Below are 14391 nucleotides of genomic sequence, written 5' to 3'. Positions count from 1 at the left end.
GAGGGTCATTCGATGGATTTCGCGTTGTCCGAGGAATCGGAAGCCATCTTCGACGTGGCGCGCGACCTGGGCCAGGCAGAAATCGCGCCCCATGCCCGCCGGTGGGAAGCGGAGGGCACCATTCCCCGCGATCTGTGGCCCAAGCTTGCGGAACTGGGCTTCGGTGCACTCTACGTCTCGGAGGAACAGGGCGGGTCGAACCTGTCGCGGCTCGACGCGACGCTGGTGTTCGAGGCGCTGTCGATGGCCTGCCCGTCGGTCGCGGCGTTCCTGTCGATCCACAACATGTGCGCCCGCATGATCGACAGCTTCGGGTCGGACGACCTGAAGTCGCGCTGGCTGCCCCGTGCCGTCACCATGGAAACCGTTTTCAGCTATTGCCTCACCGAACCCGGCAGCGGGTCGGACGCGGCGGCCCTTCGCGCCCGTGCCGAGCGCACGAACGAGGGCTGGCGCCTGACGGGGACCAAGGCGTTCATTTCCGGCGGAGGATATTCCGACGCCTATATTGTCATGGCGCGGTCCGGCGAGGACGGGCCGAAGGGCATCTCGGCCATGATCGTGCAGGACGGGGCCGAAGGTCTGTCGTTCGGCGCGCTGGAGGACAAGATGGGGTGGCGGTCGCAGCCGACGCGTCAGGTGCAGCTCGACGATTGCCCGGTTCCAGCCGAGGATCTGCTGGGCGAGGAGGGACAGGGGTTCCGCTATGCGATGGCCGGGCTCGACGGCGGGCGCCTCAACATCGCGGCCTGTTCGCTGGGCGCGGCGCAGCAGGCGCTGGACATGACTCTCGACTACATGGGTGAACGGCGGGCCTTCGGCCAGACCATCGACCAGTTCCAGGCTTTGCAATTCCGCCTGGCCGACATGGAGATCGACCTTCAGGCCGCGCGCGTCTTCCTGCGGCAGGCCGCGTGGAAGCTCGACGCCGGAGCGCCGGACGCCACGCAGTTCTGCGCGATGGCCAAGAAGCTGGTGACGGAAACCGGAAGCCGGGTGGTGGACCAATGCCTGCAATTACACGGGGGTTACGGCTACCTCGCCGACTACGGAATCGAGAAGCTGGTGCGCGACCTGCGGGTGCATCAGATCCTCGAGGGCACGAACGAGATCATGCGGATGATCGTGGCACGCGGTCTGCTGAAGGGATGAGCGACGACATCCACATCCGCGTCGAGGGTCGCGCGGGGCGCATCACGCTGGACCGTCCGGACGTCCTGAACGCGCTGAGCTGGGACATGTGCCTCAGAATCGAAAAGGCCTTGGATGACTGGCGGTTGCAGGACGATGTTCAGGTGATCCTGATCGACGCCGTACCCGGCCGTGCCTTCTGCGCCGGGGGCGACATCATCGCCATGCACGAGGCCGGCATCGAAGGGCGCTACGATTACGGGCGGCGTTTCTGGGCGGACGAATACCGCCTGAACGCCAAGCTGTTCCATTTCCCGAAGCCCGTCATCACCTTCCTGCACGGATTCACGATGGGCGGCGGCGTGGGCCTCGGGTGTCACGGCTCACACCGGATCGTGCGCGACGACAGCCGCATCGCCATGCCGGAATGTGCCATCGGCCTCGCGCCCGACGTGGGCGGCACGTTCATCCTCGCGAATGCACCGGGCCTTTTGGGGGAATACCTCGGTGTCACCGGCGCGCGGATGGGGCCGGGCGATGCGATCCGGGCGGGGTTCGCGGACCACTACGTGCCGGAGGAGTGGGGCGACCTGAAGGACGCGCTGGTCGAAACGGGGGACGTGGCCGCCGTCGAAGCCGCCGCCCTTGCCCCGCCCGAGGCCGCCTTGGCCGGCATGCAGGCCGAGATTGACGCGCTGTTCGCCCACGACACGCTGGCCGACGTCGCCGCGGCGCTCGATGGACGCGAGGGTTCGGCGGCGGACACGCTGCGTCAGGCCCTATCGCAGAACGCCCCGCTGTCGATGGCTTGCACCGTCGAGATCCTGCGCCGTCTGCGCGACGACCCGACGATCGAACGGGCGCTCGGGCTGGAGGCCCGGTTCACCTTCCGCGCCATGGAGCACGGCGATTTCATCGAAGGCATTCGCGCCCGCATCATCGACAAGGACGGCGCGCCCCGCTGGAAACACGCCTCGGCAGCCGATGTGTCGCGGATGGATGTGGAGAACATGCTGCGCCCGCTCGGGCCGCTCGCCCCTGATCTGGAGGTCTGGACATGAGAATCGGTTTCATCGGATTGGGCAACATGGGCGGGCCCATGGCCGCGAACCTTGCCGCCGCCGGTCACGACGTCCGGGGCCATGACACCGCCGCCCCGATGCCGGACGGCGTCAACGCAGCGGACAGCGCCGCCGACGCCGCGATGCAGGCCGATGTCGTCATCACCATGCTGCCCGATGGCGCCGTCTTGCGCGCCGTGGCCGATCAGGTCCTGCCCGCCATGACGCCCGGGGCTGTCCTGCTGGACTGTTCCACCGTCGACGTCGACAGCGCGCGGGCCGTCGCGGCCCAGGCGGCCGATCGGGAGGTTCACGCCCTTGACGCGCCGGTCTCCGGCGGCGTCGTCGGTGCGACCGCCGGCACGCTGACCTTCATGGTCGGCGGGCGGGCCGAGGCGCTCGTCACTGTGCAGCCGCTTCTGGATGTGATGGGCGGACGGACGGTGCACTGCGGCCCCGCCGGGAATGGTCAGGCGGCAAAGATCTGCAACAACATGATCCTGGGCGCCACTATGGCGGTGACATGCGAAGCCTTCGCGCTGGCCGACAAGCTTGGGCTGGACCGTCAGGCGATGTATGACGTCGCCTCGACCTCCTCCGGTCAATCGTGGTCGCTCACGACCTACTGTCCTGCCCCGGGAATCGGGCCGCAATCGCCGGCCGACAACGATTACAAACCGGGATTCGCGGCGGAGTTGATGGTCAAGGACATGAGGCTGGCCATGCAGGCCGCCGACGCCGTCGATGCCGCGACGCCCGTGGGGGCGGAGGCGCTGCGCCAATACGCCGAATTCGTCGAAACCGAGGACGGGCGAGGACGAGATTTTTCGGCATTGTTGCTCCGCTCATCCCGCGATAGACGCCACTAATGTCTATCTTTTATGCCCTGCTTCACGGACGCTATCGCGTGGCTCTTGGACCAGACGAGGTTCCGGAACATCTTGAGGACAAGCTGGTCGGTGCAGAGTTTGCTAGGTCTCGTGGGTGGCGGGTTCCGGAGTCCAAACGTTTCGATTCCGCCGCCGAAGCAATTTCCGCGACTACATCCAAGAAGTTCGCTCTGAAGGCTTCGGGTTTCTTTGGTGGCAAGCACATCTACTTGCTGCAGCAACTTGAGTCTGGGAAGTTTCTCGACCTCAACACGCTTCAGATCCGCACGACGGATGAACTAAGTCGGATATCTGTTCGGACCGATTACTGGCTGGTGGAAGATCTGGTGGAATCGACGGTGGCCGGACATGTCATTCCGATGGATTACAAGTTCTATTGCTTTGGTGGTCAGATCGCTCTGATTCTTCAGATCGATCGATCGTCCAAACCGGCAAGAGGATACTACTTCGACGGATCCTTCATGCCGTTGGTGGGTGGAACGGATTTCAGTTTTGATACCGAATATTTCCAGATGGGCGCGCCGGTCGTGCCGCTCCACGCTTCCGCAATGGTCAAGATGGCACGTGACCTTTCGCAAGCGAGCGGTGCCCGCTTCTTGAGCGTGGACTGCTACGATTCGCCGGATGGTCCGGTCTTTGGCGAATTTACGCTTCGGCCCGGTGCACCCTATTCCCGAACAGCGACTTTTTCCCGCGCGGTGATCAGAGAACTCGACCAAGCCGCAAGAGGGCAACAGATCCAGAAGATGTCAGGCTTCGACATCGATTACGATAGCTTCTGGGCCGCAGCGGATAAAGACCAGACGCCATTGACCCGGCAGCATCCGGCAGTCGTGGGAGCAATACAGGCACGTGCGGCCTTGGGCATGAGGGACTACCGGTTCAGGACAGAAGTCGCGGCCAAGAACGAGATGAAGGAACACTATCAGGCCTGCCTGACGGTCGCGTCGGCAATGCTTGGACCAGTTTCCTCCGCCTACGAACTCCAGAAGTCCATTCAATGCGGTCGCGGGTTCTTCAAGGGACGTTCGCGGGAGATGGAATTCGTTTCCATGGCAGAGGTTGCCATCGGACAGTCTCAGATCGAACAACACCGTCTTCTGATGGCGGAAATGCGGGCTTCCCGAGGTGATCAGGATGCTTTCAAGGCACTCCGTCTTATGGCAGAGGGGGGCAATCCAAGGGCGGGCGACGTCGTCCAACGGCTTGTCGAGAGCTTTGGAAGCAACGACAGCCTTAGAAATGGAACAATTTCAGCGCACTGACAGTTGCCGTCGGTGCCATTATTCCTACCGAGTTCGAAAGCTGCTGCTGAAAAGTGGCGCGGTTGACGGGGCTCGAACCCGCGACCCCCGGCGTGACAGGCCGGTACTCTAACCAACTGAGCTACAACCGCGCATCACGCGGGGGACCGATGGGCAGTGGCGCGGTTGACGGGGCTCGAACCCGCGACCCCCGGCGTGACAGGCCGGTACTCTAACCAACTGAGCTACAACCGCGCAGCATGCCCGCCGGTCCCCCGGCGTGGGGCGGGTGTATGGCGCGGCTCGGTCGCCGTCAAGCGTCGAAGCGCGCAAAGATCTCAGGTTTCGCTGCGCCTCTTCGCCGTCACGAGGGCGAGGCGGCGCAGCCATGTCCATCAAGGGAAATGGTGGGTGGTGAGGGGCTCGAACCCCCGACATTCTCGGTGTAAACGAGACGCTCTACCAACTGAGCTAACCACCCGTGGCGAGGGCCTTAGCGCGGTCACGCGAAGGCATCAAGATCGGGCGTCATCATCGTCTCGACCCCGTCCCGAATACGGAAGGCGGCGCCCTGCCCGCTCGCCAGGTCCGGCAGATCGGCGACGCTGCGCCCGAGGGCCAGCGTCCGGATCATCCGCCCCGTCATGTCGTGGGTCACAAGTATCGTCGGGCGGCGGATGCGTGCCATGACAGACCGCGCGCGGTGTTCCAGTGCGACGAACCCCTCGCCTTCGGGTGCCCCATCGTAGAACGCCAACATATCGACATCCGGCGCGAGATCGGTCCGCAGGCCCGCGATGCCCGCCCCCGTCCAGGCACCCAGCCCGATCTCGCGCAGATCGGGGTCCGTCGTCGCGCCTTCGCCGAAGGCCAGTGCGGCGGTCATGGCGGCGCGGGGTTGCGGGCTGGTCCGAAGATCATGGGACGCGGGGCCGAGGCCCATCGTCGCGAACATCGCGCCGAGCGCCAATGCCTGCTTCCTGCCCCGCGCGGTCAGCGGCGAATCAAGTGCGCCCTGCAGGCGACGCGCGACGTTCCATTCGGTCTCGCCATGCCGCATCACGATCAGGTCCGGCAGCAGATCGGGGATCGAAGGGGTGTCCATGGCGGCGGTATCCTTGCCGGGCAGACGCGGCGCAAGTGGAAAGACGGGACGTGGCCAGGGGACGGAACCGATTCCCGCTTGTCCGTCGGGGTCGTCATGTTACGGTCCCCAAGGGCTCGCAAATTCGTCATGCGCGATGCCCGAAAAAAATCTGGGAGGATTGACATGACGAGTTCAACCAAGATGGGCCGCCGGTCCTTTCTGAAGAAGACCGCCCTGGGCGGCGGCGCGGCCGGTGTCGGCGTCCTTGCGGCCCCGGCGGTCATGGCGCAGTCGCCCATGGTCCTGAAGATGCAGACGGCCTGGCCGTCGTCCAACATCTGGCAGGAGATGGCGCAGGACTACGTCACCCGTGTGGAGGCGATGTCGGGTGGACGGCTGAAGATCGACCTTCTGCCGGCGGGCGCGGTCGTCGGCGCGTTCCAGGTGCTGGACGCCGTCAACGACGGCCTGCTCGATATCGGCCACGACGTGCCCGTCTATTGGTACGGCAAGAACAAGGCCGCATCGCTCTTCGGGACGGGGCCGGTCTTCGGCGGCTCGGCCAGCACGATGATGAATTGGTTCTACGAAGGCGGCGGCAAGGCGCTCTATGATGAGCTGACGCAGGACATCATGGGCCTCGACATCGACGGCTACATGGCCTTCCCGATGCCCGCACAGCCGTTCGGATGGTTCAAGAATCCGGTCTCCTCGGTGGATCAGCTTCAGGGCTTCAAGTACCGGACCGTCGGCCTGGCCGCCGACCTGATGGCCAAGCTGGGCATGTCGGTGGCGCAGCTTCCGGGTGGCGAGATCGTCCCCGCGATGGAGCGCGGCGTCATCGACGCGTTCGAGTTCAACAACCCCTCGTCCGACCGCGACTTCGGCGCTCAGGACGTGGCGAAGAATTATCTGCTGTCGTCCTACCATCAGGCATCCGAAAGCTTCGAGTTCCTGTTCAACGGGCTTCTGATGGAAGACATGGAGCCTGACCTGAAGGCCATCCTGATCCACGGGGTCGAGGCGGTGTCGACGGCGAACACGGCCAAGGCGGCCCGCCGCTATTCCGCGGACCTCAAGTGGCTTCAGGAGGAGGCCGGGGTGGACGTTCAGCGGACGTCCAAGGAAATCCTCGCAGCGCAGATCGAAGCCTGGGACGAGCTGATCCCCGATCTGGAGTCGGACCCGTTCATGAAGAAGTGCCTCGACAGCCAGCGGGCCTGGGTCGAGGACGTGGTGTTCTACGAGTTGATGAACGCCCCCGACTATACTCTGGCCTATGAGCATTATTTCCCGGGCAAGCTGAAGCTCTGACCGCCGTCGGCCCCTGCGTACCGCGCGGGGGCCGATTGCCCGACTTCCTGGGGGAATTTTCGTGCTGCGATACATCCAGTTCGCCGATGCGGTGTCAGCATGGTTCGGCAAGACGTTTGCATGGCTCATCATTTTGATGTCGGTGGGCACAGGGTACGAGGTCTTCGTACGCTATGTCCTCAATAGTCCGACGGTCTGGGCGTTGGACGTGTCATTCATCATGTACGGCACGCTGTTCATGATGGGCGGAGCCTATACATTATCGCGGCGCGGCCATGTGCGGGGTGACTTTCTCTATCGACTCTGGTCGCCGCGGTGGCAGGCGCGCGTCGATTTGGTGCTTTATTTCCTCTTCTTCTTTCCAGGCGTCCTGGCCCTCATCTTCGCGGGATGGAAATACGCAGCCCGATCCTGGCAATACGCCGAGGTGTCGGTCAGCAGCCCGGCGGGAATCCCGATCTATCAGTTCAAGACGGTGATCGTCGCTGCCGGTATCCTCCTGTTCATACAGGGCATCGCCGAGGTCTTCCGCTGTATCCACTGCATCCGAACGGGTGAATGGCTCATCGCCGACGAGGATGTGTTCGAGACCGAGGACCTTCTGATGCAACAGGCCAATGCGGCCGAAAAGGACGCCCATCCATGACCGATCCGCAGGTCGCCCTGTTCATGCTGGGGCTTTTCATCGTCTTCGTCTTCCTGGGCTTTCCCATCGCCTTCACGTTGATGGCGATGGGCATCGGCTTCGGCTACTACGCCTATTTCGACGAACGGCGCATGTGGCGTGCCTATGACCGGCTCGACATCGACGCCGCGTCCTGGTGGGACCAGACGAGCCTCTGGTGGGAAGGGTTGCTCAATAACCGCATCTTCGACCTGTTCGTGAACCAGACCTATACGGTGATGAGCAACGAGGTGCTGACCGCCGTGCCGCTGTTCCTGTTCATGGGCTACATCGTCGAACGGGCGAACATCGTGAACCGGCTGTTCGACACGCTCAACATCGCATCGCGCCGCGTGCCCGGCAGCATGGGGGTGGCCGCGCTGATCACCTGTGCGCTGTTCGCCACGGCCACCGGCATCGTCGGTGCGGTCGTTACCTTGATGGGCCTGCTGGCGCTCCCCGCGATGCTCAAGGCCCGCTATGATCCGGCCTTTGCCAGCGGCATCATCTGCGCGGGCGGCACGCTGGGCATCCTGATCCCGCCATCCATCATGCTGATCGTCTATGCGGCTGCGTCCAACGTTTCGATCGTCCGCCTTTATGCCGGCGCGCTGCTGCCGGGCCTGACACTGACCGGACTCTACCTGGTCTACGTCGTCGGTCGGTCGATCCTGCAACCCAGCGTCGCGCCCAAACCCACGCGAGCGGAGGTGCCGGACGTTCCCATGGGCAAGCTCCTGGTAATGGTCGTCACCTCCTTCGTGCCGCTGGCGTTCCTCATCCTGGCGGTGCTGGGGTCGATCCTGTTCGGTCTGGCCACGCCGACCGAAGCCGCGTCGATCGGCGCGCTCGGCGGCATTCTTCTGGCGCTGGTCTACCGTGCGATGACATGGCAACGGTTGCGGGAATCGGTCTATCTGACGGTTCGCACGACCGCGATGGTGTGCTGGTTGTTCGTCGGCTCCTACACCTTCTCGTCGGTATTCTCCTATCTCGGGGGCGAGCACGTGATCAGCGAGTTCGTCCAGTCCCTCAACCTCACGCCGCTGATGTTCCTTCTGCTGGCACAGATCATCATCTTCCTGCTCGGCTGGCCGCTCGAATGGTCGGAGATCATCATCATCTTCGTGCCGATCTTCCTGCCGCTTCTGGCGATCTTCGAGATCGACCCGCTGTTCTTCGGCGTGCTCGTCGCGCTGAACCTGCAGACCAGCTTCCTGACGCCACCGATGGCCATGTCGGCCTATTACCTCAAGGGAATCGCCCCGCCCGAAGTCCGTCTGACGCAAATCTTCGCGGGCTGCCTGCCTTTCCTCGCGTGCGTCTTCATCGCCATGGTCCTGATGTACGTCTTCCCGCAGATCGTCTTCCACCTGCCAAACCAGTTCTATGGCAACTGAGGAGATCAGTCCCGACGCCATCGCCTTGCGCGACAGGATCGCGAAGGGCGCCTTGTCCGTGGCGCAGGTAGCCGAGGCGCATATCGCGCGGATCGAAGCGCAGGACCCCGAGATCGGCGCCTTTGCCTGGTTCGATGCCGCCTACCTGCGGCGACAGGCCGATGCCCTCGATGCGCACCGGCGGGCCGGTCGTGCCATCGGCGCGCTTCACGGCGTGCCCGTCGCACTGAAGGACGTCATCGACACCGCGCGCATCCCGACGGAAAACGGCAGCCGGATCGACGCGGGCCGTGTGCCCGGTCAGGACGCTGCCCTCGTCCAGAACCTCAAAGCCGCCGGAGCGCTGATTCTCGGAAAGACGGTGACGACGGAACTGGCGTTCATGGACCCGGCGATCACGTGCAACCCGCACGACCCGGCCCGGACGCCCGGCGGATCGTCGGCGGGGTCCGCTGCGGCCGTCGCAGCCGGCATGACGGCGCTGGCCGTCGGCACGCAGACGAACGGGTCTGTCATCCGCCCAGCTTCGTTCTGCGGGACGACCGGGTTCAAGCCGACCTTTGATGCCATCTCGACAAAGGGCGTTCTGCCGCAATCGCCGAGCCTCGACACGGTTGGCGTCTTCGCACGCTCTCCGAGGGAGGCCGCACTGCTCTGCGACGTCCTGTTCGCGCAGGTCAGGGCGGGGGTGCCGGTGCCGCCGCCCGGTCTTTTGAAGACAGTTCAGGCCGGCGCGCCCGTGCCGCCCACCCTGGCGGTGCTGCAACCGCCGGGCTGGGACAGGGCCGAAACGGAAACGAAAGACGCGTTCGCGGAACTGACCGATAGCTTGGGTGATCAGGCTTTCCAACTTGTGCTGCCGGCGCTGTTCGATCAGGCCGAAGAGATACGCCGCCGCATCAACCTGGCCGAGATGGCGCGCTGCTACCATCGCTACGCCAGCAACGATGGTCTGTCGGAGGGGCTGCGTGCCGCGATGGAGGAAGGCAACGCGATCCTTGCCCGAGACTACATCGCTGCGCTTGACTGGCCAGGTATCCTGAACGCTGCTCTGGACGAGATTTTCCAGCGATGCGACGCGATCCTCTGCCCGGCCGCCCCCGGCCCTGCGCCCTTGCGGGACACCACTGGCGACCCGGTCTTCAACGGGCTGTGGACCCTGTGCGGGACGCCGGCAGTCACCGTGCCGATTTTGCAGGTCGTTGACCTGCCACTCGGGGTGCAGTTGATCGGTCCGCGGGGAGGCGATGCGCGATTGCTTCGGACGGCGCAATGGCTCTACGATTGGGTGGACACAGCGGGAGAAACGGAATGAACCGAACCATTGCGGCCATCGCTTTCCTCGTATTTGCGGGCTTCGTCGGCATCCTCGTGGTGGCCGTACCGAGCCCGGACCTGATCGCCGTCTCCGTCCTGACGGTGGGACTGGCGTTCTACGATCTGCTCACGTCCTCCGGGCGGCGGAACTGACGACTAGGATCCGAGCGGGATGATGGTGGGTGATGAGGGATTTGAACCCCCGACATCTTCGATGTGAACGAAGCGCTCTACCACTGAGCTAATCACCCGATCCGTGGATGGGCTTAGCCAAAGCGCGGCAGGGGTTCAAGTGCCATCCACAGGGAATCGAGGACCTAAAGTGCGGGGTTTTCGTCACGCCCCGAGTCTCCGTATGAACCAGGTTAACGACAATGACCTTGACTCGTTCCAACCTTGGACCAGACTCGGAAGGGTTACCAAGGCCGCACTCATTTTTGAGAGGACATCGTCAATGCTACGTTCAACCGCACTTGCAATGCTCGTCGTTGCCGCAGGCACCATGACCGCCTCCGCCGGCAATATCGCGCCCCCGCCCCCGGAACCGGTTGTCATCGTCGAGGACACATCGTCGAGCGCGCAGGGAATCGTCGTCCCGCTTCTGTTTCTGGTCTTCATCGCCGCCGCAGCGGCAAACTGATTGGAACTGGACGGTTCGACAAGACGAGAAAGGGCCCCTGAGGGCCCTTTCCTTTTATGCATTATCGAACCGTTCAGTGCGCCGTAGCACCCTGCCCCGTCTGTGACGATTTGGCAGCCAATGCTGCGGCTTCTTCGGCGGCCTCGTCCCAATCAATGGGTTCCGGCATCCGAGTCAGGGCAAGTTTCAACACCTCCGAGACGTGACTGACCGGAATGATCTTGAGACCTTCCTTCACGCTGTCGGGAAGTTCCACCAGGTCCTTCTCGTTCTCCTGCGGGATCAATACCGTCGTGATGCCCCCCCGCAGAGCCGCCAACAACTTCTCCTTCAGACCGCCGATCGGCATCGCATTCCCGCGCAGGCTGACCTCCCCCGTCATCGCGATATCGCGCCGGACGGGGATTTGCGTCAGGACCGAAACGATGGATGTCACCATCGCCAGACCGGCCGACGGGCCGTCCTTGGGTGTCGCGCCGTCCGGCACATGGACGTGGATGTCCATCGTATCGAACTTCGGCGGCTTCACCCCGATGCTGGGTGCGATCGAGCGGACGTAACTGGCCGCCGCATCGATCGACTCCTTCATCACGTCGCCCAGCTTGCCCGTCGTCTTCATGCGACCCTTGCCCGGCAGGCGCAGCGCCTCGATGTGCAGCAGATCGCCGCCCACGCTGGTATAGGCCAGACCGGTCACGACACCTATCTGATCGTCCTGCTCGGCCAAGCCATAGCGGTACTTCTTGACACCCAGGAAATCGTCCAGGTTGTCTTCGGTCACCGTGATCGCGGTCTCCTTCTTGCCGACGATGCGCGTCACGGCCTTCCTGGCCAGCTTGGCGATCTCGCGCTCCAGATTTCGAACCCCTGCCTCGCGAGTATAGGTGCGAACCATCTCGCGCAGGGCCCCGTCCGTCACGTCGAACTCACCCTTGCGGAGGCCATGGTTCTTGACCTGCTTGGGCAGCAGATGCTGCCGCGCGATCTCGACCTTCTCCTCCTCGGTATAACCGGCGAGCGGGATGATCTCCATGCGGTCGAGCAGCGGCCCCGGCATGTTGTAGGAATTGGCCGTCGTCAGGAACATCACGTTCGACAGGTCGTATTCGACCTCCAAATAGTGATCGACAAAAGTGCCGTTCTGCTCCGGGTCCAGAACCTCAAGCATGGCGGAAGCCGGATCACCGCGGAAATCCTGACCCATCTTGTCGATCTCATCCAGCAGGATCAGCGGGTTGGTCGTCTTGGCCTTCTTCAGGGCCTGAATGATCTTGCCCGGCATCGACCCGATGTAAGTGCGGCGGTGCCCACGGATCTCGGACTCGTCGCGTACGCCGCCCAGCGAGATGCGGATGAATTCGCGCCCCGTGGCCTTGGCAACCGACTTGCCCAGCGACGTCTTGCCCACGCCCGGAGGGCCGACGAGACACAGGATCGGGCCTTTGAGCTTGGCCGACCGCGCTTGGACGGCGAGATATTCGACGATCCGCTCCTTCACCTTCTCAAGTCCGTAATGGTCCTGATCCAGCACGGTCTGCGCCTTGACGATGTCCTTCTTGACGCGACTGCCCTTCCCCCACGGGATCGAAAGCATCCAGTCGAGATAATTGCGGATCACGGTCGCCTCCGCGGACATGGGCGACATGTTCCGCAGCTTCTTAAGCTCGGCCTCCGCCTTCTCGCGGGCCTCCTTCGAAAGGTCGACCTTCGCGATACGCGCTTCCAGTTCGGCGACCTCGTTCTGGCCATCCTCACCGTCGCCCAGTTCCTTCTGGATCGCCTTCATCTGTTCGTTCAGGTAATATTCGCGCTGCGTCCGCTCCATCTGCGACTTGACGCGGGACTTGATGCGCTTCTCGACCTGAAGCACGGACATCTCGCCCTGCATCATGCCGTAGACCTTTTCCAGCCGTTCGGACACGGTCAGCATCTCGAGCAGTTCCTGCTTCTGCGCGACCTCGATGCCCAGGTGTCCCGACACGAGATCGACCAGCTTGGCCGGATCCTGCGCTTCGGAAACTGCGCCGAGCGCCTCCTCCGGAATGTTCTTCTTAACCTTGGCGTAACGCTCGAATTCCTCAGCAACGGAGCGTTGCAGGGCCTCGATCGTGGCGTCGTCACCGCGGCTCTCTTCCATCGTCTCGGCCTCCGCCTCGAAGAAGGCGTCGTTGTCGAGAAAACGGGTGACACGCACGCGGGAGCGTCCTTCGACGAGAACCTTGACAGTTCCGTCGGGCAACTTGAGCAATTGCAGCACGTTGGCCAGCACGCCCACGCGATAGATGCCGTTTTGATCCGGCTCGTCCACGGCAGGGTCGACCTGGCTCGACAAGAGGATCTGCTTGTCGTCGGCCATCACCTCCTCAAGGGCGCGGACCGATTTCTCGCGCCCCACGAACAGGGGAACGATCATGTGCGGGAAGACCACGATGTCACGCAGCGGCAGCACGGGATGGGTGGAAGTCGTCATGTCTGTCATGTCCTTTCGCAAAGACCCCTGCCCCATTGCGGCGGCATGTGGAGTCCTCCGTCATCGATACCCTAGGTGGGGATGCCGATTGCTGGCGTCAATGCGCGGGATGTTCCCGTCTTGTTTCCCAGTCTGGCCAGCCAAGCGGACGGGCACAAGGGGGCGACACGAATTTTACGCAAAGCATGACAGACCGGCACACCCGTCGGCTGCTAGTCCGGCGAAGGGCGCTACGATGGCGTTAATGTCAAATTGGGAACTTGTGCCCGATCTCGGGGATGGCCACGAGGGCGCGCTGAAGCCCGCCCGCGTCGAAGCCGTCGCTGAGCTTGAAATAGCAACGGCTGCTGAGCCAAGGCACCAGTTCCGTCAGACAGGATGGCGATCCGGGGACGGCGGCGATCCCGCCTGCGTCACTCCAGGCGGTCTGGGAAGAGTTGCTGCCCCAGTCTTCGTAGGAGGTCTGGAGGTAGTCCATGTCTAACGAAAATCCATCCAGAGCGCCCGTTCGATCGCCTCGGCCGCGCGCTCCGTACTCGCCACCCGTGTGCCGGAGGGTGCGTCCGCGATGAACCGGGTCCGGCTGGCGTGGTTTGCCAAAGCGTCCTTCTCTCCGGTGGGAAGTCCGCTTCGCTTGATCGCGGTATGGACGCTGTTCGGCGACACGTTGTGCGCCGTGACCCACGTGTCCAGATCGAGGTAGAAGTCGAGCTTGTCCATCATCGTCGTCGTAACGACGAATAAGCTGTTCTGCGTCCCCGCGCCTGCCATGCCAGAGGTCGCGGCGGCGCCCAGCTTCTTCTGGACCTCGCCGAAGGCCTCGCCCGGCATGTATCTCGCCGCGTCGCCCACCGCGCGCGACCGGGTCGCACGGCCCAGCCGCACCGACATCCAGCCGCCGATGAGGATCGTCACGGCGAGCGAGATGAGGTTGGCCACGAAGTCGGCCCGCGCCTTCTTCACGGCTTCCTGGTCGGCCAGCTTGTCGCGGAGGTCGTTGAACGCCTTGTTGTAGGCTTTGGTCCCGGAATTGCGCCGGTTAAGGTTGTGCAGGCTTTGGGCCTTGCTGATGTTCCCGAAGAACCCGTCGGGGTCGACGTCGTCCGACCGGCCGGAACTGAAAGCCACGCGCGCATCTTGCGATAAAGGGATCAGACAAAGGGCCGACCGATG

General features: G+C 63.5%; 14 protein-coding genes and 4 tRNA genes. 10 read left to right on the top strand and 8 right to left on the bottom strand.

The window, feature by feature from the left end; all coding sequences use genetic code 11:
• The first annotated feature begins 12 nt into the window (after positions 1–12).
• From JAN5088_RS09245 to JAN5088_RS09230, 4 genes are read left to right on the top strand one after another with little or no spacing between them, the layout of a single operon-like run.
• Positions 13–1152, top strand: a complete 1140-nt coding sequence (locus JAN5088_RS09245; RefSeq protein ID WP_055682545.1) for an acyl-CoA dehydrogenase family protein — start codon at positions 13–15, stop codon at positions 1150–1152.
• The gene (locus tag JAN5088_RS09240) at positions 1149–2192 is read left to right on the top strand and encodes an enoyl-CoA hydratase/isomerase family protein (protein WP_055682544.1); all 1044 of its coding nucleotides are present in this window, start codon (positions 1149–1151) and stop codon (positions 2190–2192) included. The genes JAN5088_RS09245 and JAN5088_RS09240 overlap by 4 nt, the downstream gene beginning before the upstream one ends.
• Positions 2189–3061, top strand: a complete 873-nt coding sequence (gene mmsB, locus JAN5088_RS09235; RefSeq protein WP_055682543.1) for a 3-hydroxyisobutyrate dehydrogenase — start codon at positions 2189–2191, stop codon at positions 3059–3061. Before JAN5088_RS09240 ends, mmsB begins: the two co-directional genes overlap by 4 nt.
• Entirely contained in the window at positions 3061–4347 is a 1287-nt protein-coding gene (locus JAN5088_RS09230) for an ATP-grasp fold amidoligase family protein (RefSeq protein ID WP_055682542.1), read from the top strand. The genes mmsB and JAN5088_RS09230 overlap by 1 nt, the downstream gene beginning before the upstream one ends.
• A gap of 54 nt (positions 4348–4401) precedes the next feature.
• On the opposite strand, the gene JAN5088_RS09225 is transcribed toward JAN5088_RS09230, so the two are convergent.
• The 4 genes from JAN5088_RS09225 to JAN5088_RS09210 form a co-directional block, all read right to left on the bottom strand.
• A tRNA-Asp gene (locus tag JAN5088_RS09225) sits at positions 4402–4478 on the bottom strand.
• 26 nt (positions 4479–4504) lie between these two features.
• Positions 4505–4581 (bottom strand) — tRNA-Asp (locus JAN5088_RS09220).
• Positions 4582–4731: 150 nt separating this feature from the next.
• Positions 4732–4807, bottom strand: a tRNA-Val gene (locus tag JAN5088_RS09215).
• A gap of 21 nt (positions 4808–4828) precedes the next feature.
• Positions 4829–5431, bottom strand: a complete 603-nt coding sequence (locus JAN5088_RS09210; RefSeq protein ID WP_055682541.1) for a histidine phosphatase family protein — start codon at positions 5429–5431, stop codon at positions 4829–4831.
• Positions 5432–5596: 165 nt separating this feature from the next.
• On the opposite strand from JAN5088_RS09210, the gene JAN5088_RS09205 reads away from it, so the two are divergent.
• From JAN5088_RS09205 to JAN5088_RS18895, 5 genes are all read left to right on the top strand, one after another.
• Complete coding sequence (locus JAN5088_RS09205; RefSeq protein ID WP_055682540.1) at positions 5597–6727, top strand: TRAP transporter substrate-binding protein; 1131 nt, start codon at positions 5597–5599, stop codon at positions 6725–6727.
• Positions 6728–6788: 61 nt separating this feature from the next.
• Positions 6789–7373 carry a TRAP transporter small permease subunit gene (locus tag JAN5088_RS09200; protein WP_055682539.1) on the top strand — a complete coding sequence of 195 codons (585 nt, stop codon included), beginning with the start codon at positions 6789–6791 and terminating at the stop codon, positions 7371–7373.
• On the top strand, positions 7370–8791 hold the full coding sequence (locus JAN5088_RS09195) for a TRAP transporter large permease (protein ID WP_055682538.1): 1422 nt from the start codon (positions 7370–7372) through the stop codon (positions 8789–8791). The genes JAN5088_RS09200 and JAN5088_RS09195 overlap by 4 nt, the downstream gene beginning before the upstream one ends.
• A gap of 25 nt (positions 8792–8816) precedes the next feature.
• Positions 8817–10106 carry an amidase gene (locus JAN5088_RS09190; RefSeq protein ID WP_370736408.1) on the top strand — a complete coding sequence of 430 codons (1290 nt, stop codon included), beginning with the start codon at positions 8817–8819 and terminating at the stop codon, positions 10104–10106.
• On the top strand, positions 10103–10261 hold the full coding sequence (locus JAN5088_RS18895) for a hypothetical protein (RefSeq protein ID WP_158448476.1): 159 nt from the start codon (positions 10103–10105) through the stop codon (positions 10259–10261). Before JAN5088_RS09190 ends, JAN5088_RS18895 begins: the two co-directional genes overlap by 4 nt.
• 23 nt (positions 10262–10284) lie before the next feature.
• Here JAN5088_RS18895 and JAN5088_RS09185 read toward each other — a convergent pair.
• Positions 10285–10359 (bottom strand) — tRNA-Val (locus JAN5088_RS09185).
• A gap of 251 nt (positions 10360–10610) precedes the next feature.
• On the opposite strand from JAN5088_RS09185, the gene JAN5088_RS09180 reads away from it, so the two are divergent.
• Complete coding sequence (locus JAN5088_RS09180) at positions 10611–10748, top strand: hypothetical protein (RefSeq protein WP_233489748.1); 138 nt, start codon at positions 10611–10613, stop codon at positions 10746–10748.
• 73 nt (positions 10749–10821) lie between these two features.
• Here the strand turns inward: JAN5088_RS09180 and lon are convergent, their stop codons facing one another.
• The 3 genes from lon to JAN5088_RS09165 all read right to left on the bottom strand — a co-directional run bounded on the left by lon (position 10822) and on the right by JAN5088_RS09165 (position 14346).
• Positions 10822–13227, bottom strand: coding sequence for an endopeptidase La (lon, locus tag JAN5088_RS09175; protein WP_055682535.1), 2406 nt, complete (start codon positions 13225–13227; stop codon positions 10822–10824).
• 238 nt (positions 13228–13465) lie between these two features.
• The gene (locus JAN5088_RS09170; protein WP_055682534.1) at positions 13466–13696 is read right to left on the bottom strand and encodes a hypothetical protein; all 231 of its coding nucleotides are present in this window, start codon (positions 13694–13696) and stop codon (positions 13466–13468) included.
• Positions 13697–13698: 2 nt separating this feature from the next.
• Entirely contained in the window at positions 13699–14346 is a 648-nt protein-coding gene (locus JAN5088_RS09165; protein WP_055682533.1) for a hypothetical protein, read from the bottom strand.
• Positions 14347–14391: the final 45 nt, after the last annotated feature.

The sequence above is a fragment of the Jannaschia rubra genome (genome assembly GCF_001403735.1).
GTDB classification, from domain to species: domain Bacteria; phylum Pseudomonadota; class Alphaproteobacteria; order Rhodobacterales; family Rhodobacteraceae; genus Jannaschia; species Jannaschia rubra.
This window is presented reverse-complemented; position numbering and strand designations above follow the sequence as displayed.